This window comes from Pseudarthrobacter sp. MOO14, from assembly GCF_058267675.1.
Genome location: NZ_CM177849.1, coordinates 3,039,050 through 3,064,626, shown reverse-complemented (window position 1 = coordinate 3,064,626; position 25,577 = coordinate 3,039,050). Strand labels below are relative to the sequence as shown.

Annotated in this window: 21 protein-coding genes; 14 read left to right on the top strand and 7 right to left on the bottom strand. The window is 67.0% G+C overall.

The genetic code is table 11. The features are described 5' to 3' along the window. The first annotated feature begins 50 nt into the window (after positions 1-50). The 6 genes from tgt (at position 51) to AC4EEV_RS14375 (ending at position 6,085) form a co-directional block, all read left to right on the top strand. Positions 51-1,346: a tRNA guanosine(34) transglycosylase Tgt gene (gene tgt, locus AC4EEV_RS14400; RefSeq protein ID WP_109045926.1), complete on the top strand. Its 1,296-nt coding sequence runs from the start codon at positions 51-53 to the stop codon at positions 1,344-1,346. Between the two features lie 34 nt (positions 1,347-1,380). After that, positions 1,381-2,130 carry a dienelactone hydrolase family protein gene (locus AC4EEV_RS14395; RefSeq protein WP_491329260.1) on the top strand — a complete coding sequence of 250 codons (750 nt, stop codon included), beginning with the start codon at positions 1,381-1,383 and terminating at the stop codon, positions 2,128-2,130. Between the two features lie 185 nt (positions 2,131-2,315). Continuing rightward, positions 2,316-3,254, top strand: a complete 939-nt coding sequence (locus AC4EEV_RS14390) for a type IV toxin-antitoxin system AbiEi family antitoxin domain-containing protein (RefSeq protein WP_491329259.1) — start codon at positions 2,316-2,318, stop codon at positions 3,252-3,254. A gap of 222 nt (positions 3,255-3,476) precedes the next feature. Beyond that, positions 3,477-4,133 carry a TetR/AcrR family transcriptional regulator gene (locus tag AC4EEV_RS14385; protein ID WP_109045896.1) on the top strand — a complete coding sequence of 219 codons (657 nt, stop codon included), beginning with the start codon at positions 3,477-3,479 and terminating at the stop codon, positions 4,131-4,133. A 28-nt stretch (positions 4,134-4,161) separates the two neighbouring features. Beyond that, complete coding sequence (locus AC4EEV_RS14380) at positions 4,162-5,073, top strand: TIGR01777 family oxidoreductase (RefSeq protein WP_491329258.1); 912 nt, start codon at positions 4,162-4,164, stop codon at positions 5,071-5,073. 154 nt (positions 5,074-5,227) lie between these two features. Continuing rightward, positions 5,228-6,085, top strand: a complete 858-nt coding sequence (locus tag AC4EEV_RS14375) for a hydroxymethylpyrimidine/phosphomethylpyrimidine kinase (RefSeq protein WP_133831098.1) — start codon at positions 5,228-5,230, stop codon at positions 6,083-6,085. A 94-nt stretch (positions 6,086-6,179) separates the two neighbouring features. Here the strand turns inward: AC4EEV_RS14375 and AC4EEV_RS14370 are convergent, their stop codons facing one another. Both AC4EEV_RS14370 and AC4EEV_RS14365 read right to left on the bottom strand, forming a co-directional pair. Then, complete coding sequence (locus AC4EEV_RS14370) at positions 6,180-7,928, bottom strand: pyruvate dehydrogenase (protein ID WP_285320417.1); 1,749 nt, start codon at positions 7,926-7,928, stop codon at positions 6,180-6,182. A gap of 100 nt (positions 7,929-8,028) precedes the next feature. Beyond that, positions 8,029-8,643: a TetR/AcrR family transcriptional regulator gene (locus AC4EEV_RS14365; RefSeq protein ID WP_018763764.1), complete on the bottom strand. Its 615-nt coding sequence runs from the start codon at positions 8,641-8,643 to the stop codon at positions 8,029-8,031. A gap of 99 nt (positions 8,644-8,742) precedes the next feature. On the opposite strand from AC4EEV_RS14365, the gene AC4EEV_RS14360 reads away from it, so the two are divergent. Next, positions 8,743-9,048, top strand: a complete 306-nt coding sequence (locus AC4EEV_RS14360; protein WP_285320418.1) for a hypothetical protein — start codon at positions 8,743-8,745, stop codon at positions 9,046-9,048. A gap of 93 nt (positions 9,049-9,141) precedes the next feature. Here AC4EEV_RS14360 and AC4EEV_RS14355 read toward each other — a convergent pair whose 3' ends face one another. Then, complete coding sequence (locus AC4EEV_RS14355; protein ID WP_491329257.1) at positions 9,142-10,536, bottom strand: MFS transporter; 1,395 nt, start codon at positions 10,534-10,536, stop codon at positions 9,142-9,144. A 252-nt stretch (positions 10,537-10,788) separates the two neighbouring features. On the opposite strand from AC4EEV_RS14355, the gene AC4EEV_RS14350 reads away from it, so the two are divergent. From AC4EEV_RS14350 to AC4EEV_RS14340, 3 genes are read left to right on the top strand one after another with little or no spacing between them, the layout of a single operon-like run. Then, positions 10,789-11,457 carry a response regulator transcription factor gene (locus tag AC4EEV_RS14350; protein ID WP_285320420.1) on the top strand — a complete coding sequence of 223 codons (669 nt, stop codon included), beginning with the start codon at positions 10,789-10,791 and terminating at the stop codon, positions 11,455-11,457. Then, positions 11,454-12,902 carry a sensor histidine kinase gene (locus tag AC4EEV_RS14345; RefSeq protein WP_491329256.1) on the top strand — a complete coding sequence of 483 codons (1,449 nt, stop codon included), beginning with the start codon at positions 11,454-11,456 and terminating at the stop codon, positions 12,900-12,902. The genes AC4EEV_RS14350 and AC4EEV_RS14345 overlap by 4 nt, the downstream gene beginning before the upstream one ends. Continuing rightward, positions 12,895-13,899 carry a TAXI family TRAP transporter solute-binding subunit gene (locus AC4EEV_RS14340; RefSeq protein ID WP_491329255.1) on the top strand — a complete coding sequence of 335 codons (1,005 nt, stop codon included), beginning with the start codon at positions 12,895-12,897 and terminating at the stop codon, positions 13,897-13,899. Before AC4EEV_RS14345 ends, AC4EEV_RS14340 begins: the two co-directional genes overlap by 8 nt. 207 nt (positions 13,900-14,106) lie before the next feature. On the opposite strand, the gene AC4EEV_RS14335 is transcribed toward AC4EEV_RS14340, so the two are convergent. Further along, positions 14,107-15,618, bottom strand: coding sequence for a helix-turn-helix domain-containing protein (locus AC4EEV_RS14335; RefSeq protein WP_491329254.1), 1,512 nt, complete (start codon positions 15,616-15,618; stop codon positions 14,107-14,109). Positions 15,619-15,767: 149 nt separating this feature from the next. On the opposite strand from AC4EEV_RS14335, the gene aceA reads away from it, so the two are divergent. Continuing rightward, complete coding sequence (gene aceA, locus AC4EEV_RS14330) at positions 15,768-17,096, top strand: isocitrate lyase (RefSeq protein ID WP_491329253.1); 1,329 nt, start codon at positions 15,768-15,770, stop codon at positions 17,094-17,096. Between the two features lie 218 nt (positions 17,097-17,314). Beyond that, positions 17,315-18,967: a malate synthase A gene (gene aceB, locus AC4EEV_RS14325; RefSeq protein ID WP_285320424.1), complete on the top strand. Its 1,653-nt coding sequence runs from the start codon at positions 17,315-17,317 to the stop codon at positions 18,965-18,967. 292 nt (positions 18,968-19,259) lie between these two features. Here the strand turns inward: aceB and AC4EEV_RS14320 are convergent, their stop codons facing one another. Next, positions 19,260-20,462 carry an MFS transporter gene (locus AC4EEV_RS14320; protein WP_018763174.1) on the bottom strand — a complete coding sequence of 401 codons (1,203 nt, stop codon included), beginning with the start codon at positions 20,460-20,462 and terminating at the stop codon, positions 19,260-19,262. 143 nt (positions 20,463-20,605) lie between these two features. Here AC4EEV_RS14320 and AC4EEV_RS14315 point away from each other — a divergent pair, with 143 nt between their 5' ends. Together AC4EEV_RS14315 and AC4EEV_RS14310 are read left to right on the top strand one after the other, a co-directional pair. Continuing rightward, a complete protein-coding gene (locus AC4EEV_RS14315; RefSeq protein WP_285320425.1) occupies positions 20,606-21,565 on the top strand; it encodes a D-2-hydroxyacid dehydrogenase family protein in 960 nt (319 codons plus the stop codon). Positions 21,566-21,579: 14 nt separating this feature from the next. Further along, entirely contained in the window at positions 21,580-22,113 is a 534-nt protein-coding gene (locus AC4EEV_RS14310; RefSeq protein ID WP_109045884.1) for a GNAT family N-acetyltransferase, read from the top strand. Here the strand turns inward: AC4EEV_RS14310 and AC4EEV_RS14305 are convergent. Together AC4EEV_RS14305 and AC4EEV_RS14300 are read right to left on the bottom strand one after the other, a co-directional pair. Further along, positions 22,110-24,278, bottom strand: coding sequence for an amylo-alpha-1,6-glucosidase (locus AC4EEV_RS14305; protein WP_491329252.1), 2,169 nt, complete (start codon positions 24,276-24,278; stop codon positions 22,110-22,112). The genes AC4EEV_RS14310 and AC4EEV_RS14305 overlap by 4 nt on opposite strands. Positions 24,279-24,324: 46 nt before the next feature. Beyond that, entirely contained in the window at positions 24,325-25,395 is a 1,071-nt protein-coding gene (locus AC4EEV_RS14300; protein WP_133831110.1) for a glycosyltransferase family 4 protein, read from the bottom strand. Positions 25,396-25,577 lie beyond the last annotated feature (182 nt).

Sequence of the window (25,577 nt, the reverse complement as noted above, 5' to 3'; positions counted from 1 at the left end):
TGCCCGGGGCCGGTTGCCGGCGTCGTAAGGTTTGCTGGCAGACTGGTGTGGTGCCTGCCAACCCTGCCTTCGCCCTGCCTGAAACCCAATCGCAGTTCTCTTTCACAGTAGGCACGCGGCTGGCGGACTCCTGCCCGCCGTCAGCGGCCCAAGAAAGGGAAAACGGCGGCGAGTTCCTGGGCCGCACCGGCACCATCACCACCCCGCACGGTGAGATCCAGACGCCGGCGTTCATCGCCGTCGGCACCAAAGCAACGGTCAAGGCGGTACTGCCGGAATCGATGGCGGACCTGGGCGCGCAGGCCCTGCTGGCCAATGCCTACCACCTGTACCTTCAGCCCGGCCCGGACATCCTGGACGAGGCCGGCGGCCTGGGCGCCTTCATGAACTGGTCCGGTCCCACGTTCACGGACTCCGGCGGTTTCCAGGTGATGAGCCTGGGGTCCGGGTTCAAGAAGGTCATCGACATGAAGACTGTTGCTGCCGCGGGCGCACCCGGCCCGGATGACGCCGTGGCCCCCGGCAAGGAGCGCCTGGCGCACATCGATGACGACGGTGTCTGGTTCAAATCCCACCTCAATGGCGACCGCCACCGCTTCTCCCCGGAAATTTCCATGCAGGTCCAGCACCAGATCGGCGCGGACATCATGTTCGCGTTCGACGAGCTCACCACCTTGCAGAATTCCCGCCGCTACCAGGAAGAGTCCCTGGAGCGCACCCGGCTGTGGGCGGTGCGGTGCATTGAGGAGCACTTCCGCCTGACGGAGGACCGCGCGGGCAAGCCGTACCAGGCCCTGTTCGGCGTGATCCAGGGGGCACAGTACGAGGACCTCCGCCGGAAGGCGTGCCGGGACCTTGGTGCCATGCCGTTCGACGGTTTCGGTATTGGCGGGGCCTTGGAGAAGGAGAACCTGGGCACGATCGTCCGCTGGTGCAACGAGGAACTGCCGGAGGACAAGCCGCGCCACCTGCTGGGGATTTCCGAGCCGGACGACATCTTTACGGCCATCGAAAACGGCGCCGATACGTTCGACTGCGTCTCCCCCACCCGTGTGGCCCGGAACTCGGCCTTCTACACGCCTTACGGCCGGTTCAACCTTTCCGGCGCCAAATACAAGCGCGATTTCGGGCCCCTGCAGGAAGGCTGCGACTGCTACGCGTGTGCCAACTACTCCCGGGCATACATCCACCACCTGTTCAAGGCCAAGGAAATGGTGTCCGCCACCCTCATCTCCATCCACAACGAGCGGTTCGTGGTGAAGATGGTGGACGACGCCCGGCTGGCCATCGAGTCCGGCACGTTCTTCGACTTCAAGGCGGAAACCCTGGGCCGGTACTACTCCTGAGCGTACTCCCGGCAGCCTCCGCTATCCTGACCAGATGCTCATTGAGATCCAGGCCGCAGCAGGCCCTGCCGAAGCCCTTGTCGTCCGTCCGTCCAGCGGTACCGGCCCGTTCCCCGGCGTGATCCTCTACATGGACGCCTTTGGCCTGCGCCCCCGCATCGAGGAGATGGCCCAGCGCATCGCGGACTGGGGCTACGTGGTGCTTGCGCCCAACGTCTTCTACCGTGACGGAACCGTGGAGCAGCTGGCCCCGGCCGTTGACATGTCCACCCAGGAGGGCCGGGAGGCGGCCGGCAAGGCGGCGTTCCCGCGGGTCGGCCACCTGACGTCGGACAAGGCGCTGCCAGACATCGATGCATGGGTTGCCGCGCTGGCCGGACTCGACGGCGTTGCACCGGGCCCGATCGGAGCCACCGGCTACTGCATGGGCGCCCGCCTTGCCGTCCGGACCGCCACCGCGCACCCCGAGGCGGTGGCGGCCTGCGGCGGCTTCCACGGCGGCGGCCTGGCCACGGACGAGCCGGACAGCCCGCATCTTGGGCTGGGGAAGGCACGGGCCCGCTTCGTGTTCGGCCACGCGGACAACGACAGGAGCATGGCCCCGGATGCGGTGGCCCGCCTCGGCGACGCGCTGCGTGACGCGGGCTTGGAGGCGTCCAATGTCGTCTACGAAGGGGCGCCCCACGGGTACACGATGGCGGACACGTCGGCCTTCCACCCTGAAGCCACGGAACGACATTTCCGTGAGCTGCGGGCCCTCCTGGACGGGACGCTGAAGGCCTGACCCGGCCGGCCGCCGTCGAACTCGCCGGAACGCTGCCGGATCGCCGGAACGTTGCGGCGAGCTGGACGGCTTGCGGCGAGCTGGACGGCTTGCGGCGAGCCCGGGGGCAGGGCGGCCCTGGCAGGTTTTCCACATGACGACGGCGGCGCCTTCCTGAGTTGCCGCAGCGGCAGGATCCTGTCCGGATGACACTCCAGCCGCCTTTCCGTCTCCCCTCCCTTCCGAGCACCGGCAACCTATGGCGGACGGCGCAGTTGCACGAGAGCGGCCTCAATTCCCGGGCCATCAAGGCATTGGTCCTCCACGGGAAGCTGGTACGGCTTCGCCACGGCTGCTACATCCGCGCCGAGCTGTGGGAGAAGCAGACAAATCCCGTCCGCAGCAAGCAGTTGATTCGCGCCCACGCGTACGGGACCCTGACCACCTCATCGGGCGGCTATGTGTACAGCCATACCTCTGCGGCCCGGATGCACGCTCTGCACCTGTGGGCAGTCGATGACACGATCCACCTTCTGCTGCCGCGGAATCCTTCCAGCGAGCGGCTCGGCAAGGATGTCCAAGGCCATACCCGGCCGTGGACAGCGTCGGAGGTGGTCACCCTCGGCGGCCTCAGGGTGACCTCGCTGGAGCGGACGGTAGTTGATTGCGCCATGATGCTGGGTTACCGGCAGGCACTGGTACTGACCGATCATGCCCTCCGGCTTGGGGCCGACAAAACCCTCCTCGAAAGCATGGCCGAGGGGCTGGAGGGGCGCCGCGGGATCCGGACCCTCCGGCGCGCCCTTAACCATGCAGATCCACGTTCGGAGTCAGCCGGCGAAACACTGACCCGGGAACTCCTGATGCGGCTGAAACTTCCCCTGCCGGAGCCCCAGGTGTTGGTAGCAACTCGTGCCGGCCGGTACCGGCTGGATTTCGCCTGGAAGGACAAGAAGGTGGCACTCGAATTCGACGGGAAAGCGAAGTACTTCGACTACCGGCCAACGGCTGAGGTGCTGTTTCAGGAGCGGCAGCGCGAGAAGGACCTCACCGAGAATGGCTGGACCTTCCTTCGCCTGACCTGGGCCGACCTCTTCCGTGAACATGAGTTCAAAGCCCGTGTCCTGGCCGCACTTGGGCGGTAGCCAAACCGCCGCGTGGAGCGCCAGATCGCCGGAACGGGACCAGGTCGCCGGTTCTTTCCGGCGACCTGGCATCTTTCCGGCGACCTGACATCCATGCGGCGTGGAGCGCCACACCCGGGGCGTTGCCGGACCACAGCGGATATCGGATCCCAACCAGTCTTTGAACACGTTCAGTTTTGTGTCACACTCATTTTTGAACACGTTCAAGAGTGGGGAGACGCGGTGGTAGCCAAGAGCGAACAGACGCGGCAGCGGGTGGCGGACACTGCGCTGCGCATGTTCCGTGAGATCGGCTTCGAGAAGACCACCATGCGCGCCATCGCTGCCGAGGCAGGCGTTTCCGTAGGCAACGCCTACTACTACTTCGCGTCCAAGGACGATCTTGTCCACGAGTTGTACATCCAGGTGCAGGCCGAGCACGCTGCTCTGGCCTCCGAAGCGCTGGAGCGGACCGCCGGATTCGCTGAGCGGCTGAAGGCCACATTGCATGCCGGCCTTGACGTCATGGCCCCGTACCACCGCTTCGGAGCGGACTTCGTGGCCACCGCCATCCGGCCAACATCGCCGGTGAACCCGTTCTCCGGGGGCTCAACCCTCGCTCGGGAAGCATCCCTGGATATCTTCAGGAACACGGTGGACGGGACCCGCCCTGCCGTACCGAAGAAGGTGCGGGACGACCTGCCGGAACTGCTCTGGCTCTGCTACATGGGCATCACCCTGTTCTGGGTCTACGACACCTCCGAGGGCCAGCGGCGGACCAGGAAACTGGTGGACGGAGCGGCTCCACTGGTGGCCCGCGGACTGGCACTTGCCCGCATCCCGGGAGTCGGCAAGGTGCTGGACGACGTCCTCGACCTGAGCCGCAGCATCCGCGGTTAAGAAAGACAACAACCATTGGGGGGAAAAGGTGGACAGCACACGGACAGTTGTACTGGCAGGCGCTTCGGGCTTCATTGGCACCTACCTGCGCCGGCGTTTCCAGGAGGACGGCTGGATGGTGCGGACCATAGGACGAAAGGGAACCGGCAGTGCCGGGGCAGCATGGGCCGACGACGCCGGCATGGCCCGGGTGCTCAACGGCGCCGAACTGGTGGTGAACCTCGCCGGACGCTCCGTCTCGTGCCGTTACAGCGAGCGGAACAAGGGGGTGATCATGGACTCGAGGGTGTCCACCACCAAGGCACTCGGCCGGGCCATCGCGCGGTGCCAGGAGCCGCCGTCGACCTGGCTGAATGCCAGCACCGGAACCATCTACCGCGACGCCCGCGATCGTCCCCAGTCCGAGGCCGACGGCGAGCTGGGCACCGGCTTCTCGGTGGACGTGGCCAAAGCTTGGGAAGCCGCCCTTGAGTCGGCGGTCACACCGGGAACCCGGAAGATCCCCCTGCGGATCGCTATCGTGCTGGGCCGCGGCGGCGGTGCACTGGCTCCGTTCGCCAACCTCGCACGGCTGGGGCTGGGCGGCCACATGGGTGATGGCTGGCAGAAGTTCAGCTGGGTCCATGTGGAGGACCTGTACCGCAGCATCCGCTTCCTGCACGCGCGGACCGGCATCGCAGGGCCGGTAAATGTGGCTTCACCGGAAGTGGTGAGCAACCGGGAGATGATGCATTTGGTGCGCCGGGCCTACGGCGCGCGCTTCGGCATACCTACCCCGGGATGGCTCCTTCGGGCAGGCGCCATCCTGATCCGCACGGAGACCGAACTCGTTCTGAAGAGCAGGTGGGTACAGCCGCAGAAACTGCTCGACGCGGGCTTCGTTTACAGCCAGCCGGAGCTGGGGCAGGCCTTGCTTCAGATCGCCCGGTCGCGGCCGTGAACCGCCCGCTCCACGTCCCCTTTGGACCAGGGGCATTCCTGCCCGGCGCCGCACTGGCAGGCTCTGAACCGCTGGATTCCTGACCATATGACGTCCCGATGCCCTGTACGTCACCACATGGAAAGCGCCCGACGCCGGGTGGCAGGATGGGGGCATGACTTCCGCTACCCCTGATGCAACGCTGTCCGTCAACGGTCCCGCCGTCGTCCTCACCATCGCAGGTTCCGAGGCAACCGGCGGTGCCGGCGCCCAGGCCGACCTGAAGACATTCCAGGAGCTGGGCGTCTTCGGCATCGCGAACCTGACCTGCATCGTCTCCTTCGACCCGAAGGACAGCTGGAACCACCGCTTCGTGCCGGTGGACCAGCAGGTGATCGCTGACCAGCTGGAGGCGACGACGGCGGCGTATGGTCCGGCGTCCGGCGCACCGTCCGCGCTGGACACGGTGAAGATCGGCATGCTGGGCAGCCCGGCAACGATCAGCACGGTGGCCTCCGCGCTGCAGGAAAACAGCTTCGCCAACGTGGTCCTGGATCCGGTGCTGATCTGCAAAGGCCAGGAACCGGGCCACGCGCTGGACACGGATCAGGCCCTGAAAGCCCAGATCCTGCCGCTGGCAACCTTCGTGACGCCGAACCACTTCGAGGCGGAGTCCCTGTCCGGGCTGGAGATCACCGACGTCGAGTCCCTGAAGGCCGCCGCCGTCCGCATCCACGAACTCAGCGGTGCAGCAGTCCTGGCCAAGGGCGGGGTGCGGCTGGAAGGCCCGGACGCCGTCGACGTCTTCTACGACGGTGAGACCCTGGAAGTCCTCACAGCCCCGAAGGTGGGCGAAGTTGCCGTCTCCGGTGCCGGCTGCTCGCTCGCCGCAGCCGTGACCGCGGAGCTGGCCAAGGGCGCCACACCATTGGATGCAGCCCGGACCGCCAAGGACTTCGTCACCGCCGGTATCCGCAACCGCGTAGCCTCGGGCGCCCCGTTCGATGCGCTCTGGCAGGGCGGAGCCCGGTAGAACCTCTTCTCCCCGCGCCGGGTTCGCTGGAAACCCTCGAGCTCGCCGGGAGTTTCCGGCGATCCCGGGAGTTTCCGGCGAACTCGACGTGTTCCTAGCGCCGCGGGATGTTGCGCAGGTTGCTGCGGGCCATGCTCACGGCCTCGCCCGCTCCCCGGTTCAGGACCACCTTGGACATGGCGGTGGCGAACCCCAGCACCTGTGACCCGGAGATCTTGGGCGGGATGGACAGTGCTTTGGGATCGGTGATCAGCTCCACCAGGGAGGGACCGGGGTGTGCAAAGGCCTCCCGGTACGCCGTCTCGATCTGTGCCGGATCCGTCACGCGCACGGCGTGGAACCCCAGGGCCTTGGCCACGGCGGCGTAGTTGGCGTCCGGCACGTCCACGCCGAAGTCGGGCAGGCCATCCACCAGCATCTCCAGCTTCACCATGCCCAAGGTGGAGTTGTTGAAGACCACCACGTTGACCGGCAACCGGTGCGCCGCCACCGTAATCAGCTCCCCCAGCAGCATGGACAGGCCGCCGTCGCCCGAGACCGAGACCACCTGCCGGCCGGGATAGGCCAACTGTGCGCCGATGGCATGCGGCAGGGCGTTGGCCATGGACCCGTGCAGGAAGGACCCGATCAGCCGCCGGGTGCCCAGCGGGTTGATGTAGCGGGCGGTCCAGACGTTGCACATGCCCGTGTCCGCGGTGAAAATGGCGTCCTCTGCCGCCACCTGGTCCAGGAGCGAGGCCGCGTACTCCGGGTGGATGGGCTGCTTCTTCTCCACCTTGCGGGTGTAAGCGCCCACGGCCTTGTTCATCAGCCGGTCGTGCTTCTTGAGCATCTGGTCCAGGAACCGGCGGCTCTTCTTGGCCTTCACCAGCGGCAGCAGGGCCCGCAGGGTGGGGAGGACGTCGCCGTGGACGGCAATGTCGACGTCGGTCCGCCGGCCCAGCCGCTGCGCCGCCCGGTCCACCTGCGCGGTCCTGGTGTCGGGCAGGAACTGGTCGTACGGGAAGTCCGTGCCGAGGAGGATCAGAAGGTCGGCGTCTTCGATGCCCTCGGCGGCGGCGCCGTAGCCGAGCAGGCCGGTCATGCCGATGTCGAAGGGGTTGTCGTACTGGACGAAGTCCTTGCCGCGGAGTGAGTGCCCCACCGGCGCCTTGGCCAGCTCAGCGAGCGCCATCAGCTCTGCGTGTGCCCCCTCCACGCCGGCGCCGGCGAAAATTGCCACCTTGCCGGCGTCGTTGATGGCGTCCGCGAGCGCTTGGACGCTGGCCGGATCCGGGACCAGGCTGGCGGGACGGAAGGCGGCCGGCAGCGGGGTGGGTGCCGTTGCCTCGAGTCCGGCAATGTCGCCGGGAAGGGTCACGACGGCGACTCCCCCGAGGCCCACGGCGTGCTGGATGGCGCTGTGCATGACCCGCGGCGCCTGCTCGGCGGTGCTGACCAGTTCGGAGTACACCGAACATTCGTTGAAGAGCCGGTCCGGGTGGGTTTCCTGGAAGAAGCTGCTGCCGATCTGCTTGCTGGGGATGTGGGAGGCGATGGCCAGCACGGGCGCGCCGGAGCGGTTGGCGTCGTACAGGCCGTTGATGAGGTGAAGGTTGCCGGGGCCGCAGGAGCCGGCGCATACCGCGAGCTTGCCGGTGAGCTGAGCTTCGGCGGCTGCGGCAAAGGCGGCGGCTTCCTCATGGCGGACGTGGATCCAGTCGATCCCACCCTTCGCGGCCCCGCCTGTTTGCCGGACGGCGTCCACGATCGGGTTGAGGCTGTCACCCACAATCCCGTAGATCCGCTGCACGCCGGCAGCCTGGAGTTGTTCGATGAGCTGGGTGGCAAGTTCCTTGGCCATGAGTGCAGACTCCCGCGTTTGTGGTGCTGTGCTGACATGGCCCAATATAGTCCGCCCGCGCCCGGCGGACCGCCCGCCGCCAGCGGCCGAGGTGGTGCAGCTAGCCGGGCGCGTTTGCCAACGCTGCCTGCGCCTCCGCGAGGAGCGCGCCGGCGAGCAGGGTGGCGGTCCGCACAATGAACGCACGACGCCGGGCGGTGCGGTCAGGGCCGCTGCCCGCCAGGAGGGTGTCGATCTGGGGCAGGACGGGCCAGCCGTCGCAGAGGGTGATGACGGTGATCAGCAGGTCCGCGGCGTCCGTGCGGTCGATCCCGGGCAGGACGTCAAGCACCTGGCCCACCTTGATGGCGCAGTGGTCGGACCGGGTGGCACGGCTGACGGTTTCCTTGCCGCGTTCAAGGCCTTCCCAGAACAGGAGCCGGGGCAGGACGCCGTCGGTGGTGTGCCGGTCAAAGAGGCGGCCGGCGTATTCTCCAAACGCTTCCGGCCCGCTGCCGCTAATGGGTACCTCGGTCATGACCCGGACCATTTCGGCGGCCAGGACGGCGTCGAAGAGCTCATCCTTCTTGCCGAAGTACTGGTAGATGCGTTCCTTGTTCACGCCCGCGGCAGTTGCGATCCGGTCCACCCGGGCCCCCGCCAGGCCCTTGGCACTGAACTCCTCCGTGGCAGCAGCGAGCAACAGTTCCTTGGTCCGCTCCGTGTTCCACGCCATGACACAAGTCTACACAATTCCAACCAGGTAGTTGCAATTGTTGCAGGCCGCGGTTTATTGTCATTGCAAACAAAAAGCAACTAACTAGTTGGAGTTTCCATGGACACGGTGACACAGCCCGCCTCCCCCGCCATTGCCAATTCGACAACCCCCACGCCACCGGAGCCCGCGGCGCTGCCCATTCCGCCGTCCATCCACGTCCGCGCCGCCATCACCTGGCTGGCCATCTTCCCGCTGGTGGCCATCGGAATGATGGCTTCCGCCCCGTTGATGGAAAGCTGGCATCCCATCTTCCGGGCGATGGCCCTGACCATGGTGGTGGTGCCGACTGCGGTGTACGTGGTACTGCCCCGCCTGTTCGCCGCCCACGGCTTCCTGGCGCGGCGGCGGACTGCCCGGCGCTAAGGACCCCCAGCGCATAAAGGAGGCGTACGACGACGGCCTGGCAGCCGTCGTCGTACGCCTCCTTGGGAACCAGGCACCCTGGTGCCTCCCGGACTAGACGCCGAGCGGATCCTTGTCCTTGCCGCCACCCACCGGCGTTTGTTCCCAAGCGTGGCCCTGCTCGTCATCGAGATGGGTGGCCTTCTTGTTCTTCAGGGCGAAGATGTAGACCAGCAGCGAGATGCCGATAGCCACGGTGACGTAGGTGAAGAGGAGCTCAACCTGTCCGGCCTTCTGCAGCGCGGCACCGATCAGCGGCACCGTCCCGCCGAAGAGGGAGTTCGCGATCGCGTAGCCCAGGCCGACACCGAGGGCGCGGATGGAAGCCGGGAACAGTTCGGCCTTCACCAGTGCGTTGATGGAGGTGTAGCCGCCCACGATCAGCAGGCCGCCCATCATCAGCATGAAGGCCACGAAGGGATCCTTCGTCCCGGCGAGCGCGGACATCAGCGGCCAGGTGAACAGCACGCCGGTGATGCCGAACCAGAGCAGCAGGGGCTTGCGGCCCACCTTGTCCGAAATGATGCCGTAGACGGGCTGGAGCAGCATGAAGATGAACAGCGCCCAGAAGTTGATGACCGAGGTCGTTTCCTTGGCGATGCCGCTGGTGGTGTTCATGAAGCTGAGGATGAAGTTGGTGTAGGTGTAGAACGCCACCGTTCCGCCCAGGGTGACGCCGATGCAGATCAGCAGCGCCTTCCAGTGCTTGGTGAAGAGCAGCCTGAGCGTTCCAGGCTGGGGTTCCCCGGATGCCTTGGCGTTTGCCGCGGCCTCGACCTGGCTGGCGGAGACGGTTTCCTCCATGGAACGCCGCAGCCACAGCACGACCAGTGCGGCCACGCCGCCGATGGCGAACGGGATGCGCCAGCCCCACCCGGCCAGGGCCTCCTTGTCCAGGACGTTCTGCAGGACCACCAGCACCAGCAGTGCCAGCATCTGGCCGCCGATCAGCGTGACGTACTGGAAGCTGGAGAAGAACCCGCGGCGTTTGGCGGTGGCCGCCTCCGACATGTAGGTGGCGCTGGTGCCGTATTCGCCACCCACCGAGAAGCCCTGGACCAGGCGCGCCAGCACCAGCAGGACCAGCGCCCAGACGCCGATCACGTCCTTGGTGGGCAGGATGGCGATGAAGAATGAGCCCGCGGACATCATGGTCACGCTCAGCGTCAGGGCCGCCTTCCTGCCCTTGCGGTCGGCGAACCTGCCGAAGAACCAGCTGCCGATGGGCCGCATCAGGAACGTGACGGCAAAGACAGCCATGCCTTCCAGTGCGCCCTGCAGCGGATCCTTGGAGTTGAAGAAGTGTGGCTGGAAGTACGCCAGGAACGCCGTGTAGATGTAGACGTCGTACCATTCCACGAGGTTGCCCGCGGAGCCCTTCAGGATGTTGCCCACCGCCCGGCGGGTCTGGGCTGCCTCCGACTGGGGCGCGGCTTGTTGGGTGCTCATCGGTGAGTTCCTCCTGTAGTAACCTCGGCCTCCTGCGGCGGAGGGCCTCATCCACGGTATGGGTGATCCACCGCACAACCAACGAGGAACGCACTTTCCTAACACTTCCTTAGGTTTCGCGGCGCCCCGCTTTCCCCCTGCCCGACCTCCCGCCGTCGGGCAAATTTTGCCGCCACGCGGTAGTCTCACGGGGGCGGGAATGAACCGGCAACTGGACCTGGAAACAGTGGAAACGCGGCAAGGAAGATGGCCATGGACGTGCTGATCGTCGAGGACGACGACGCCATGGCCGGCGCGCTCACGGCCGCCGTCGAAAGCGCCGGGCACCACCCGCGGCGGTTGTCCCGGGGCGCTGACGCGCTGCTCTCCCACCGGAATTTCCAGGTGATCCTGCTGGACCTGGGGCTTCCGGACATGGACGGCCTGGAGGTGCTGCGCAAGCTCCGGCAGGTCACCGATGTGCCCATCCTGATTTTGACGGCGCGCGACGACGAACGCAGCGTGGTGCTCGGGCTCCGCTCCGGCGCGGACGACTACCTGGTCAAACCGGTGAAGCTGGTGGAACTGCTGGCCCGGATAGAAGCTGTAACGCGCCGGGCCGGGCGCAGCAGGGGGACGCCGCAGGAGGTGATCGTGCTTGGCGACGTGGAGATCGACCTGGCCAAGCGCACCGCGTCCAGGGCAGGCGAACCGGTGCCGCTGACCGCCACGGAATTCGAACTCCTCGCCTTGCTGGCCAGCCATGCAGGCTCGGTGGTCACCAGGGAACAGATCCTGGACGCCCTCTGGGGTGACGCCTTCCTGGCCTCGTCCCGGTCCCTGGACGTGCACCTCACCGGGCTGCGGGCAAAACTCGGCAAGCCGGGATTCATCATCAATGTCCGCGGCGTGGGCTACCGCGTCGAGGCGGCTGCCGGATGAGGCTGCGGGTGCTCGGGGTCCTCAGCGTGCTGTGCCTGGTGGTGGTCTTCCTCATCTCGGGCACCATCCTGACCTCCGCCTCCCGGGAGCTGACCCAGGAACTGCAGATCAATCGGGCGGCCTCCTTGAACCGGCTGGCACAAGTGGCCTTTGACGCCGCGAACGACGGCGACACCGTGCGCCTGCAGCGGGAAATGGACACCTATTCCGGGCTGTATGGCGAGGGGATGGTGGTCCGCGTCCAGCAGGCCACGCTGCGTTCGGGGGACCTGGACGCGGGCCGGCCCGATGTGCAGGACGCGCTGTCGATGGCCCGGCTGAACGTGAGCAACATGTCCCTGGAACCGCTGGAGCCCTTCGGCGCGGGGTCGCACGTCATATTCCGGCCCTTTGGCAGCGCCAGCCAGGTGCTCGGTGCCGTGGTCCTGGACGTCCACGCGGAGACGGCCCGGCAGAAGCTCCAGCAGCGCTGGCTCGGAGTGGGCCTTGCCGCCCTGGCGCTGGCAGCAGTGCTGCTGCTGGGGGCGGCCAGGGTCACCGGCTGGGTGCTGCGGCCCGTCCTCCGGCTTGATTCGGCGGTGCACGAGCTGGAACGGACCGGGCGCACCGAGCAGCTTCCGGAGGAAGGTCCCCCGGAGCTGCGGGAACTGAGCCGGTCGTTCACGGCGATGGCCAGGACCGTGAGCGCCAGCATGGAAGCGCAACGGCAGCTGATCGCGGACACGTCCCACCAGCTGCGCAACCCTGTGGGCGCACTCCGGCTGCGGCTGGACTTGCTCCAGCTTGAGCTGAAGTCCGCCCGCGAACACGACGCAGCGGACCGGGCCGTGGCGGAGCTTGAGCGGGTGGAGGACATCCTTGACGGGGTTTTGAAACTTGCCGCCGCGGAGCACCGGGCCTCGGAAGGGTACCTGCGGGCATCTGGCTCTTCCGCAGACCATGCGGCCGCCCCGCCCGTCGATCCGTTCCCCGTCCTTCAGGGGGAAATCGAAAGGGCGGCACCCCTGGCGGACCAGGCCGGGTGCCGCCTGGTGCTCGTGCCGGCACCCCATCCTGCGGCCCTGATTGCGTGCCGGGCCGCCGAGCTGGCCCAGATGCTGGACGAACTCCTCGGCAACGCCTTCAAGTACGCGCCCGGGGCCACCGTCACCGCTGCCGTGCGGACGGAGATGGACGCGGTTGTGGTGGAAATTTCCGACGACGGCCCGGGGCTTTCGGCGTCCGAACGCGCCTCGGCTGCCACCAGGTTCTGGCGGTCCCCCCGGCACTCCTCGGTTCCCGGGACCGGGCTGGGTATGACCATCGTGGGTGAGCTTGCCGCCGCGAACGGGGCCCGGCTGGTGCTGGCCGAAGCAGTCCCCCACGGATTGACGGCCCGGATCGAGTTCCACGCCTACTCGAATGCCGCCCCGGATGCGATGCCCGGCGGTGGTACCCGTGCCTAGCGTTTCCATCCCGGCACCGCACCCGTCCCGCCGGTCCGTCCTGGCGTGGGCCACCGCCGTCGGACTTGCAACCACGCTGCCGCCCGCCCTCAGTGCCTGCACCGGCGGGGACCGGCCGGAGAGCCTCATTGTGGCGGGCGGCGAACCGGGCGGCTTCTACCTCGAGTTCTCGACGCTCCTGGCGGCGGCCCTGGAGCGTCACGGCGTGGCCAACCATGCGCGCGCCGTAGCCACCGGCGGGAGCCTGGACAACATTGCCGAACTCCGAGCCGGGCGCGCCGCGTTTGCCGTGGCCCTCGCGGACGCTGCCGGGGACAAATCCAGCGGGAATGCGCCAGAGATCGCAGCGATCGGGAAGGTCTACGAAAACTACGTCCACTGCGTGGTGCGCAAGGACAGTGGGATCCGGGATGTCTCCGGGCTTGCCGGGCGCCGGGTTGCCGTGGGACAGCCGGGGTCCGGTACTTCCCTCACCACCCCCAGGCTCCTTGAAGCGGCCGGCCTGGGTGCCTCGGCAACTGCCGCAGCGCCCACAGCCGGGACCGCTGCCGTCGAAAATCTTGGCCTGAACGACGGCATTGCCGCTCTGAAGGCGGGTGCCGTGGATGCGTTGTTCTGGTCCGGTGGCGTGCCGACGGCCGCCATCGCCGCAGCCCAGCAGGAGGTGGCGCTGGGGCTGCTGGACCTCTCCGGCCTGCTGCCCGAACTGCGACGGCGGTACGGCGGCATCTATGACCGCGTCCTCATCCCCGAAGGCAGCTACCCCGGCATCCCGGCCGTGTGGACGGTGGGCGCGCCCAACCTGCTGCTGTGCCGCCGGGACCTGGACAACGCCACGGTGGAGCGGACGGTGCAACTGCTGGTGCATAACGCCGGCGAACTCATTCCACAGTCCAGCCTGGGGGTGCAGTTCCTTAGCGCCGAAAGCCTCATCAATACCGCCGGCGTCCCCCTGCACCCCGCCGCGGCCGACGCCTACCGGACCCTGCACGGCTGACCCAACGCCCGCTCACCTCCGACCGGAAAAACCCAAACGCCCACTCACCTCCGACAGGAAAACCCCAAACGCCCGCTCACTTCCGACCGGAAAACCCCCAACGCCCGCTCACTTTCGACCGGAAAACCCCCGACGCCCGCTCACTTCTTTGGCAAGATGTGAGCGGGCGTGCGGGGGATAGCCGCAAGACGTGAGCGGGCGTGCGTCTCAACTCCCGGAGTGGGCCTGCAGGAAGCTGTACACCTCGGTTTCGTCCACGCCCGGGAAGGCGCCGGGCGGCATGGCGGCCAAGAGGTGTGAGTGGGCCCGCGCCGACGGCCAGGCATTGCCGGCCCACTGGTTAGTAAGTTCGGCAGGCGGACGCTTGCAGCAGGTCGGATCCGGGCAGTTGGAGGTGGCCCGGGCCGTGGTCTCGCGCCCGCGGAACCACTTCACGTGCTGGTAGGGCACCCCAATGCTCAGGGAGAACTCCCCGGCGGCGGAGCGCTCCGTGCGGGCCGTGCACCAATACGTGCCCGACGGCGTGTCGGTGTACTGGCTGTACGCGCTGAACTTGTCCGGCACGTCGAACACCGCCCGCGATGTCCACGCCTTGCACGACGGTTGCCCCTCGATGGCGCCGGTGTGGTCCTGGGGGAAGTTCACGCCGTCGTTCTCGTAGGCCTTGTAGATGATCCCGCTCTGGTGTGTCTTCTGGAAATGCGTGGTGATGCCCAGGTGCTTGGTGGCCAAGTTGGTGAACCGGTGCGCGGCGGTCTCGTAGGACACAGCGAACGCATCCCGAATGTCCTCCACCGCGATTTCCTTGGCAGCTTTGGCTTTTTGCAGAAATTCCACCGTGGCCTGTTCGGGCAGGAGCAGGGCGGCCGCGAAGTAGTTGGTGGCCACCCGCTGGGCCAGGAAGTCGCCGTAGTTCTTGGGCGTTTCATGGCCCAGGACGTAGTGGCCCAGCGCCTGCAGCAGCACCGAGCGGGGGTCGTGGTCCTGCCGCTGGCTCTGGGTCAGGTAAATTCTGCGGTTCTTCAAATCCGTCACGGACCGGGTGGAATGCGGCAGATCGCCTACATGGTGCAGGGTGAAACCGAGGTGCGCGGCGATGTCTGCGATGACGTGCTGGCTCAGCGGACCGGTGGTGTAGCCAACCTCCTTGAGGACCTTTTGGGCCTCGGCCTCATACTCCGGAAAGTAGTTCCCGCGTTCCCGCATCATGGCCCGCAGTTCCCCGTTGGCGCGGCGGGCTTCCTCGGGGGTGGCCACCTGCTCGTTCATCTTCCGTTCGAGCTCGTGCAGCAGCCCCACTTGGGCCTCCAGCACATCCAGCGGCAGCCGCGAACTGATGCGGATTTTGGGCAGATCCAGCGACTCGTACAGCGGTCCGCGCTGGTACCGTTCCAGCTCGATTTCCAGGGCGGCGCGGCGGCTGGGCGGCTCGGCCCCGAGCAGTTGGTCAATGCTGACATTGAGCGCCCCTGCGAGGTGTTGAAGCAGCGTCAGCTTGGGCTCACGCTTGCCGTTTTCGATCAGGCTCAACTGGCTGGGAGCGGTGCCGACGGCGGCGCTCAGGTCATCGAGCGTCAGGCCGGCTTGTTTGCGCAGGTGGCGGACGCGGCGTCCCAGGGCGATGACGTCCAGTTCCGGGGCGGCGGTGGAGGGCGTCTGGGAAACGTCCCTGTTCCAGCTTGAAGGCGACATTTCTGAAGAATACGGGAAGAAGCGCATTTCTTTCCATGGTTTTCATCTAGAAAGGGGGTTGAAAGTGCTGAAAAGTAGTTGTCACGGAAAGAAACACCGCACCGGATAAGCCGGTGGGAGCCTCAACGGCGAGGTTCCCACCTACTCCGTCCGGAGCTCAATCAAGGAGATCAACGATGACTGCAGCATTTGAGCCCACCCAGCAGCCGTCCGGCCAGGACGCAACTCAGCAGGCCGCCGCCCTGGAGCTCGAGTGGGCCGCCAACCCCCGCTGGGAAGGTGTGACCCGGGACTACTCAGCCTCCGACGTCGTCCGTCTCCGGGGACGTGTCTCCGAAGAGCACACCCTGGCCCGCCGCGGCTCCGAAAAGCTGTGGAAGCAGCTCACCGAGGAGCACAAGACCGGCGGCTACACGAACGCCTTGGGCGCCCTGACGGGCAACCAGGCCGTGCAGCAGGTCAAGGCAGGCCTGCGCGCCATCTACCTCTCCGGCTGGCAGGTGGCCGCGGACGCCAACAACTCCGGCCACACCTACCCGGACCAGTCCCTCTACCCGGCCAACTCCGTTCCCACGGTGGTCCGCCGCATCAATAACGCCCTGCTCCGCGCCGACCAGATCGAATTCTCCGAGGGCATCCAAACCGTCGAGGACTGGCTGGTCCCGATCGTCGCGGACGCCGAAGCCGGCTTCGGCGGCCCGCTGAACGCCTACGAACTCATGAAATCCATGATCCAGGCCGGCGCGGCCGGCGTTCACTGGGAGGACCAGCTCGCCTCGGAGAAGAAGTGCGGCCACCTCGGCGGCAAGGTGCTGATCCCCACCCAGCAGCACGTCCGCACCCTGAACGCGGCCCGCCTGGCAGCCGACGTCGCCGGCACCCCCACGGTCGTCATTGCCCGCACCGACGCCGAGGCAGCCACCCTGATCACCTCCGACGTGGACGAGCGGGACCAGGAGTTCATCACCGGCGAGCGCACCGCCGAGGGCTTCTACAAGGTCCGCAACGGCATCGAACCCTGCATCGCCCGCGCCAAGGCCTACGCCCCGTACTCCGACCTCATCTGGATGGAGACCGGCACCCCGGACCTGGAGCTGGCCCGCAAGTTCGCCGAATCCGTCAAGGCCGAGTTCCCGGACCAGATGCTCTCCTACAACTGCTCGCCGTCGTTCAACTGGCGCAAGCACCTGGATGACGCCACCATCGCCAAGTTCCAGCGCGAACTCGGCGCCATGGGCTTCACGTTCCAGTTCATCACCCTGGCCGGCTTCCACGCCCTGAACTACTCGATGTTCGACCTCGCCCACGGCTACGCCCGTGAAGGCATGAGCGCCTACGTCGAACTCCAGGAGAAGGAATTCGCCTCCGAATCCCGCGGCTACACCGCAACCAAGCACCAGCGCGAAGTCGGCACCGGCTACTTCGACACCATCTCCACGGCGCTCAACCCCAACGCCTCCACCCTCGCCCTGGTCGGATCGACCGAAGAGGGCCAGTTCCACTAACGCTTACGACGGCGGCGCTTCCGTCCGGCCTTCGGACCGGCATCGTCTCTGCCTGCTATTCCCCACGTCCGGCCTTGGGCTCGTAGAACTCGCCGAGGCCGGACGCAGGGCCCCTTTTACGCAGGCTGCCGCGACACCGGCTCCTCGGCCTCGTGCCTCAGTCGCCACCCTGCTGCTACCCGCCGTCGAACTTCCCTTTCGTCTTTAAGGAGACTGAAATGAACAGCTTCACTGACAGCTTCACGATCAATGGCATTACCTTGACCGCCCAGCCCATTTGCCGGCAGGACGAGGTGCTGACGCCGGATGCCCTCTCCTTCATTGCCAAGCTGCACCGGGCCACCGCTGAGCGGCGCCAGGAGCTGCTGCAGGCACGGCGCGCGCGGCGGGCCGACATTGCCGCCGGAACGGACCCGCGCTTCCTGAGGGAGACCGAGCACATCCGTAATGATCCGTCCTGGCGGGTGGCTCCCCCGGCACCCGGCCTGGAGGACCGCCGCGTCGAGATCACGGGCCCGGTGGACAAGAAGATGACCATCAACGCCCTGAACTCGGGAGCGAAGGTGTGGCTCGCCGACATGGAGGACTCTTCCACCCCCACCTGGCGGAACGTCATCAAGGGCCAGCTGAACCTCACCGACGCGCTGGAGCGCCGGATCGACTTCACCACCGAAGAAGGCAAGGACTACAAGCTGAAGGCGGACGGCGACCTGCCCACCATCGTGGTCCGTCCCCGCGGCTGGCACCTGCCGGAAAAGCACATGCTGATCGACGGCCAGCCCATCGCCGGCGGCATCGTGGACTTTGGCCTGTTCTTCTTCCACAACGCCCGCCGCCTGCTCGCCCAGGGCAAGGGCCCCTACTTCTACCTGCCCAAGATCGAGAACCACCTGGAAGCCCGGCTGTGGAACGACATCTTCATCCTGGCCCAGGACCTGCTCGGCATCCCGCAGGGCACCATCCGAGCCACCGTGCTGATCGAAACCATCACGGCAGCGTTCGAGATGGAGGAGATCCTCTACGAACTCCGCGACCACGCCTCGGGCCTGAACGCCGGCCGCTGGGACTACATCTTCTCCCTGATCAAGAACTTCCGTACCCGCGGCCCGCGCTTCGTCCTCCCGGACCGCGGCCAGGTGACCATGACCCAGCCGTTCATGCGTGCCTACACCGAACAGCTGGTCCGGGCCTGCCACAAGCGCGGTGCCATGGCCATCGGCGGCATGGCCGCAGCCGTTCCCAACCGCAAGGACCCGGAAGCCAACGCCAACGCCCTCGAGAAGGTGCGTGCGGACAAGACCCGCGAGGCCAACGACGGGTTCGACGGTTCCTGGGTGGCCCACCCCGACCTGGTGCCCGTCTGCCGCGAAGTGTTTGACGGCGTCCTCGGCAGCAAGCCCAACCAGCTGGACCGGCTCCGCGAGGACGTCACCCCCGATGACCGCGCCCTGATTAACGTCGCTGCCACCACCGGCACCATCACCGAGCAGGGCATCCGGAACAACATCGAGGTGGGCATCCGCTACATCGAGTCCTGGCTCCGCGGCAACGGCGCCGTAGCCATCCACAACCTGATGGAGGACGCCGCCACCGCGGAGATCTCACGGTCGCAGCTCTGGCAGTGGATCTACGCCCGCGCCATCACTGACCAGGGCGAGATCATCAGCCACGAGTGGGTGGAAGAACTCCTGGACGAGGAATTCGCCCGGCTGGAGCGCTTCGACGGCGACCGTTTTGAGGACGCCCGAGACATCTTCGAGGAAGTCACGCTCAGCCGTGAGTTCCCGTCCTTCCTGACGCTCCCCGCCTATGCCCGCTACCTCACGGAAGCCCGCGAGAAGGCCACGGTCGAGGAGCTGGCAGCGGCCTGATCCACCACAACTTCCGTTTGCCGGGCCGGCACGCCCTCCGCAACAGGCCCCCCGAAATCCGGGGCGCCGGCCCGGCGACGGAGCACCCCTCACACCCCCGCTCACTTGTTGCAGGAAAACCCGGAACGCCCGCTCACTTTCCCCAAGAAAGTGAGCGGGCGTTCCGCCGTTTGATGCAAGAGGTGAGCGGGCGTTCCGCCGTTTGATGCAAGAAGTGAGCGGGCGTTCCGCCGTCTGGTGCATCAAGTGAGCGGGCGTTGGGGTGGCGGAACGTCCGACGGCGGACGCGGCCTTAGCGCCCCTTCGGCACCTTCCGCACGGACAGGGTGGTGCTGGCGAAGAAGGTCAGTACGGAGGCCAGGATGACCAGCAGGGCCGGCGTCCACGAGCCGGACGTGTCGTGGACGAAGCCCACCAGCGGAGGGGCAACGGCAGCGAGGCAATAGCCAAGGCCCTGGACCGTTGCGGACATCCGGCCGGCGGAGGCCTGGTCGCGCGCCAGCTTGATCACGGCGATGAAGATCAGGGTGATGCCGCCGCCCTGGGCGATGCCGCCGGACGTGGACCACAGCCACCACAGCTGCGGCAGGACCAGGAGCCCTACGGGAACGGCAAGCCACAACGTCCCCAAGGTGACCGCCACCGCCGTCGTACTCATGTATTTGGCCGCAAAGGGAACGCCAAGGCCGCCCACGATCGCCAGGATCTGGAAGATCGAGGACGCGGCACCGGCCTGGGCGGCATTCATCCCCAGTTCGTCGTGCAGGTAGCTGGGCAGCCAGGCGGTGACGCCGTAGTAGGAGAACGCCTGGCCGCCGAAGCCCGCGGTCAGCCCGAACGTCGTCCAGCCGGAACTGCGCGCCGTCGCCCGCTGCCCGTCCCCACCCGAGGCCTCATCCGGATCCGACACCAGGAATGCCGTGCGCGGCCCCACCGCCAGGACCCACACCACAATGGCGGCGACCGCAAGGACAGCGACGGCGGCGAGCGCAAGCCGCCACCCGGTGACCGCTGCCAGCGGAGCCATGGCCACCGAGGTCAGGAAGGACCCGATGTTCAATGCCGCCGTGTAGATCCCCATGGCGGTCCCCTGCCGGCGCGGTGCGAAATCGCGGCGGATGATCAGGGGCACCGCAATATTTCCCACCGTGATGGCCACCCCGATGAGCACGGTACCGGCCACCACCAGCACCGGGCCGCCCGCGGAACGGACCACCACGCCGGCAAGGACACCCAGGATGGTCAGCGTGACGGCAAACTCTGCCCCGAACCTCCGCGCCGCCAGAGAGGCCAATGGAGCAGCGAGCGAAAAGCAGAGCACCGGGATACTCGTCAGCAGCCCCAGCATGACCGGCGAGAAGTGCAGTTCCGCCTGCATGTGGTCCACCAGGGGCGCGACCGCCACGAAGGGGCCCCGCAGGTTCAGGGCCAGCAGGCCGATGCAGGCCAGCAGGATCCAGCTCTTGGGCACGCGGGAAAGGACGCCGGCGCTCACAGGGACAACATGGGGAATGGGCTTTGATTCATCACCCTCATTGCTATCACGCCGCGCGAGCCCGGAACTCCAGGCGACCGCCCGCGCGGCCCTGCCATACGATGAACGTGACTGTGGACGACTGGACACCGCAAAGGACACCCATGACGCACCGGCTTGCCATCCTTGATGACTACCAGGACGTGGCCCACGGCTTCGCCGACTTCGCGGCCCTGGAGGCTGCGGGCGTCACCATCACCTCGTACCGGGAACCCTTCGCCTCCCGCGACGCCCTGGTCTCGGCGTTGGCAGGCACCACCATGGTGATCGCCATGCGCGAGCGGACCGCGTTCCCGCGTGAGGTGTTTGAGCAACTTCCCGCCCTGCAGCTGCTGGTGACCACCGGCATGGCCAACGCCTCGATCGACGTCGCGGCGGCGGCCGAGCACGGAGTTACCGTGTGCGGCACGCCCGGCTCACCCACTGCCGCCCCGGAGCTGACTTGGGCCTTGCTGCTGGCCATCGCACGGCACCTGCCGGCCGAGGACCACTCGCTGCGCGCCGGCGGCTGGCAGTCCACGGTGGGCTTCGAGCTGGCAGGGAAGACCCTTGGCATCGTGGGGCTGGGCAAGATCGGCCGCCGGGTAGCGGCGTACGGCCGGGCCTTCGGGATGGACGTGGTGGCGTGGAGCCCGAACCTGACGGCGGAGGCCGCGGCCGACGCCGGCGGGCGCCTGGTCTCGAAGGCGGAACTGTTCACCCTCGCCGATGTCGCAACCCTCCACCTGCGGCTCTCCCCGCGCTCCGAAAACATCGTGGGCGAGGAAGAACTGCGGCTGCTCGGCCCCGAAGGCATCCTCGTGAACACGGCGCGGGGGCCCTTGGTTGACCAGGACGCACTCCTCAGGGCCCTGGCCGAGGGCTGGATCCGCGGCGCGGCCCTGGACGTCTTCGACCAGGAACCGCTGCCGGCCGGGCACCCGCTCCTGGCCGCCCCCAACACGGTACTCTCGCCCCACCTGGGCTACGTCACGCAGGAAAGCTACCGGCAGTTCTACGGCGGAGCCGTGGAGGACATCACCGCCTGGCTGGCCGGCTCCCCCATCCGCACCATCACCGACTGAGCCGGAAGGCGCCCATGACCCACAGCATCCGCAGGGCAACGGCGGACGACGCCGGCCCGCTGGCCGAGCTGGCAGCCGTCACCTTTCCGCTTGCCTGCCCGCCGTCGTCGTCACCATCCGACATCGCCGCGCACCTGGCCAACACGCTCAGCGAAGCACACTTCACGGGCTACCTCGCTGACCCGGACATCACCATCCTGGTCATCGATGCCGACGGCCCGCTCACCGGCTACAGCCTGCTGGTGGACCGGCCCGCCACGGACCCGGACGTTTCCTCCGCGCTGACGCTGGTCCCGTCCGTGGAGATCAGCAAGTGCTACGTCCACCCTGACTACCACGGGTTGGGCGCCGCCGCCGAGCTCATGCACGCCAGCCTTGAGGCAGCCGCCGCAACCGGTGCGGCGGGCGCCTGGCTGGGCGTCAACAGCCAGAACGCCCGGGCCATCCGCTTCTATGGGAAGTCGGGTTTCCGCAAGGTGGGAACCAAGTCCTTCCGGCTGGGCAGCACGGTGGAACACGACTTCGTGCTGGAACGCCCCCTCCCTTAGGGGAGCCTGCGGGCGCCAAGGCCCGCCGCCGCCGCTTCCAACGGGTAGGCCAGCGGCGGCCGGGGCTCGGCCAGCAGCTTCAGTCCCGGCGGAAGGCCTTCAATGGTGCCGGTGGTTCCGGTGGCTTTGATGGTCACCCGGCTTCCGTCCAGCAGGACATTTTCGGCCCGGAAGGTGCCCACCGTCTCCGGCAGGATCGGTGCCAGGTGCACCACCCCGCGGGTGAAGACGGGGTCGAACCGCAACAGGATCCGTGCCAGTTGCACGGGCGCCGCCGCGGCCCAGGCCTGCGGCGAGCACGCGGTGGGATACGGAACCGGGCCAGGGTATTCGCCACGGTCGAACCCGCAGAACAGCTCCGGCAGCCGCCCGTCGAAATGCCGGGCGGCGTCGAGGATCCCGGAGGCCACCCGCTTGGCCTCGTCCACGAACCCGTAGCGCATCAGCCCGGTGGCCACCAGTGCCGTGTCGTGGGGCCACACCGAGCCGTTGTGGTAGCTGACCGGATTGTAGGCGCCCATGTCGGACGCCAGCGTGCGGATGCCCCAGCCGGTGAACATCTGCGGGGACATCAGGTTCTCCATGACGGACACGGCTTTGTCTTCGTCCACGACGCCCGTCCAGAGGCAGTGGCCGATGTTCGAGGTCAGCGCATCGACGGGCCGTTTGTCCTTGTCCAGCGCCACCGCGTAGTAGCCCTTGTCCCTCAGCCAGAACTTCTTGTTGAACTCCTCTTTGAAGGCGGCTGCCTTGTCTGCCCAGTGCTTTTCGAGGGCGGAATCGCCGCTCCAGTGGGCCAGCAGGGACCTGCCAAGGTACGCGGAGTAGACATACGCCTGGACTTCACAGAGGGCGATCGGGGCTTCGGCGATGGTTCCGTCGGCGAAATTGATCCCGTCCCAGGAGTCCTTCCAGCCTTGGTTCACCAGGCCGTGGTCGTTGGGCCGGAGGTATTCCACGAAACCGTCGCCGTCCCGGTCGCCGTATTTTTCGATCCATTCCAGCGCCCGGTCGGCGTGTGGCAGCAGGGGCTGGATCGCGTCCCGGGAAAGGCCCCACCGGCTTAGCTCCCCCAGGGTGGAGACGAAAAGGGGGGTGGCGTCGGCGGTGCCGTAGTACGCCGTCCCTCCCAGGGACAGGCCGGCAGTGACGCCGAGCCGGACCTCATGCGGGATGCGGCCAGGTTCCTCTTCGGAATCCACGTCCACTTTCTTACCCTGGATCCCGGCCAAGGTTTGGAGCGTGCCCAGGGCGAGGTTGGGGTTGACCATCAGGCTCATGTAGGAGGTCAGCAGCGAATCCCGGCCGAACAGGGCCATGAACCAGGGCGCCCCGGCCGCCACCGCAGCCCGGTTGGGATGGTGGGCATCAAAGATGCGCAGGGCACCAAGGTCGCTCTGGCTCCGGTTGAGCACGTTCTGGAAGCTGGAGTCCTCGATGCTGATCCGCGGGACGCCTTCCTCCCAGTCCAGGTGCCGGCGCACCCCTTCCCGGTGGCGCGGAAGCCGCCCCTCCTTGAAGGGTTCCTCCGGCGCCTCACCGTTGACCAAGGGCACCACTATGACGCTGGTGCTCCATTTGCCCCGTGCCGGAACAGTGACATGGAACCGCAGCCCGTCCGTGCTGACCTCTGCCCCCCGTGCGCCGACGGCGGTCCCTCGTTGCTGGCCGTGCCGTGATGCTTCGATGACCAGCCTCCCGTCCGTGGTGGCCCGGGTGGTATCGTCCAGGCCGCTGGTACGGCCGCCCTTTACTTCGAAGAGGTCTGCCTGGTCGGCGTCGACGAGCAGTTCGATCTCGCACTCCACCGGTTCGGCCGCATAGTTTTCAAGGGAAATGTCGTCCTGCAGCCCCGGGCCGATGTGGCGGACCTGGCGGACCACCAGGGGGCTGTCAAACCTGCCGCCGGGCCATTTGGCGCGGCCCACGAACGTGGCCTCGAACGGTTGCGGGCGTTGGGCTGACAATGGTTCGCGCAATGCGCCGTTGATCCTGAGCATCCAGCGCGAGATGATCCGCGTGTCCTGGAAGAAGACTCCGTTGGTTCCGGCGTCAGGACTGATGTCGCCCGTGCCGGAGGAGATGCAGAACGACGATCCCTCCAAGACCGTGACCGATCCCGAATCGGATACTGCTGCCTCGTTGTCTTCGTTCCAGGCGGTCATGGAAAGGCTCCCTTCTCCGGCAGATGCCCCCTGGATCGGGAAGCATTCAGGCCCCCAATAAATTCTGGTGCACCCGGGGAACCTGCGGAACCCCTGAGGGCATCCTCCCTTCTATGAGTTCGGCGTAAAGCTCCAGGTGGTCGGCAACCATACGGGCGGCGCTGAAGCGTTCTTCCACGGCTTGCCGGCACACAGCCCTGTCCAGCCCGGCCGCGGCCGCCACAAAGCCGGCCAGTTCCTCGGTTTTTCCCAGGAATCCCGTCCGGCCGTGCTCGACAATTTCCGGAGCCGCTCCGATGAGCGTCCCAATCACCGGGGTGCCGGTAGCGAGCGCCTCGATCATCACCAGGCCGAACGGTTCGGACCACTGGATAGGGTTCAGGAACGCCGTTGCACCGCCAACCAACCGGTATTTGGCGGCATCGTCCACCTCCCCGACGAAGTCCTCGTTGGGGCCCAGGATTGGTTCAATGACTTCCCGGAAAAAGCGGACCTCCTCCGGTTCGCGCATCTTGACCGCAATTTTGAGGTGCATTCCAACCTGCCTGGCGATGGTGATGGCCTCAAGGAGTCCCTTGTCCGGACACGAGCGGCCAACGAAACACAGGTAGCCGCCACTGCCGGTCCCCACGGGCACGGCGGAGAGGTCCATCCCGTGGTGGATGATCCGGGTGACGGGAACAGCGGGGGCGTGCGACGCCTGGTCCTTGGAGATGGCGATCACGGCACCACGCCGGGCAACGGCGCGGTAGATATCCGCCGCTTGGGCGTGGATGGGCCCGTGGATGGTGGTGGCCACGGGGACCCCGGCCGGCCGGTGCAGGTAGAGGGGCCCCGCCATGGTGTGGTCGTGGATGATGTCGACGTCCTGCAGTCCCTCGTAAGCCCTGACAACATGGCTGAGTTCGCTGATGCTGGTGCCGAGTCCTTCGTACTCGGCGGGCCGCATCCCCGGAACGAGCCTAACCGGGCACGTACTCTCGAGCGGTGCCGCCAGCAGGACCTCGTGCCCGGCGGCGGCGAAGCCCCGGGCAAGGGCGTCCACCACCCTTTCCGTGCCTCCGTAGGTTGCCGGCGGGACCGGGATCCACGGCCCTGAGACAAGTCCAATCCGCATTCCTGGCCTCCCAGGTTACAGGCCGGGCTCCCCAGCAGGCCGGGCAAAATTACACCGGATGCGCTCTTGCACCCGATGAGTCTTCGATTCCGAGGGCCGCTGCATGACCACCTGATCCGACTATTGCCCACGACGGCCGCTGCCACAAGACCCAATGTGGCGGATCTCATGGCAGGTGCCGG

Coding starts and splice junctions, on each gene's coding strand:
- AC4EEV_RS14395 (WP_491329260.1), top strand. CDS start 1,381: ATGCTCATTGAGATCCAGGCCGCAGCAGGCCCTGCCGAAGCCCTTGTC.
- AC4EEV_RS14390 (WP_491329259.1), top strand. CDS start 2,316: ATGACACTCCAGCCGCCTTTCCGTCTCCCCTCCCTTCCGAGCACCGGC.
- aceA (WP_491329253.1), top strand. CDS start 15,768: ATGACTGCAGCATTTGAGCCCACCCAGCAGCCGTCCGGCCAGGACGCA.
- AC4EEV_RS14315 (WP_285320425.1), top strand. CDS start 20,606: ATGACGCACCGGCTTGCCATCCTTGATGACTACCAGGACGTGGCCCAC.
- AC4EEV_RS14310 (WP_109045884.1), top strand. CDS start 21,580: ATGACCCACAGCATCCGCAGGGCAACGGCGGACGACGCCGGCCCGCTG.
- AC4EEV_RS14370 (WP_285320417.1), bottom strand. CDS start 7,928: ATGGCCAAGGAACTTGCCACCCAGCTCATCGAACAACTCCAGGCTGCC.
- AC4EEV_RS14360 (WP_285320418.1), top strand. CDS start 8,743: ATGGACACGGTGACACAGCCCGCCTCCCCCGCCATTGCCAATTCGACA.
- AC4EEV_RS14345 (WP_491329256.1), top strand. CDS start 11,454: ATGAGGCTGCGGGTGCTCGGGGTCCTCAGCGTGCTGTGCCTGGTGGTG.
- AC4EEV_RS14335 (WP_491329254.1), bottom strand. CDS start 15,618: ATGCGCTTCTTCCCGTATTCTTCAGAAATGTCGCCTTCAAGCTGGAAC.
- aceB (WP_285320424.1), top strand. CDS start 17,315: ATGAACAGCTTCACTGACAGCTTCACGATCAATGGCATTACCTTGACC.
- AC4EEV_RS14355 (WP_491329257.1), bottom strand. CDS start 10,536: ATGAGCACCCAACAAGCCGCGCCCCAGTCGGAGGCAGCCCAGACCCGC.
- AC4EEV_RS14365 (WP_018763764.1), bottom strand. CDS start 8,643: ATGGCGTGGAACACGGAGCGGACCAAGGAACTGTTGCTCGCTGCTGCC.
- AC4EEV_RS14305 (WP_491329252.1), bottom strand. CDS start 24,278: ATGACCGCCTGGAACGAAGACAACGAGGCAGCAGTATCCGATTCGGGA.
- AC4EEV_RS14350 (WP_285320420.1), top strand. CDS start 10,789: ATGGACGTGCTGATCGTCGAGGACGACGACGCCATGGCCGGCGCGCTC.
- AC4EEV_RS14375 (WP_133831098.1), top strand. CDS start 5,228: ATGACTTCCGCTACCCCTGATGCAACGCTGTCCGTCAACGGTCCCGCC.
- AC4EEV_RS14300 (WP_133831110.1), bottom strand. CDS start 25,395: ATGCGGATTGGACTTGTCTCAGGGCCGTGGATCCCGGTCCCGCCGGCA.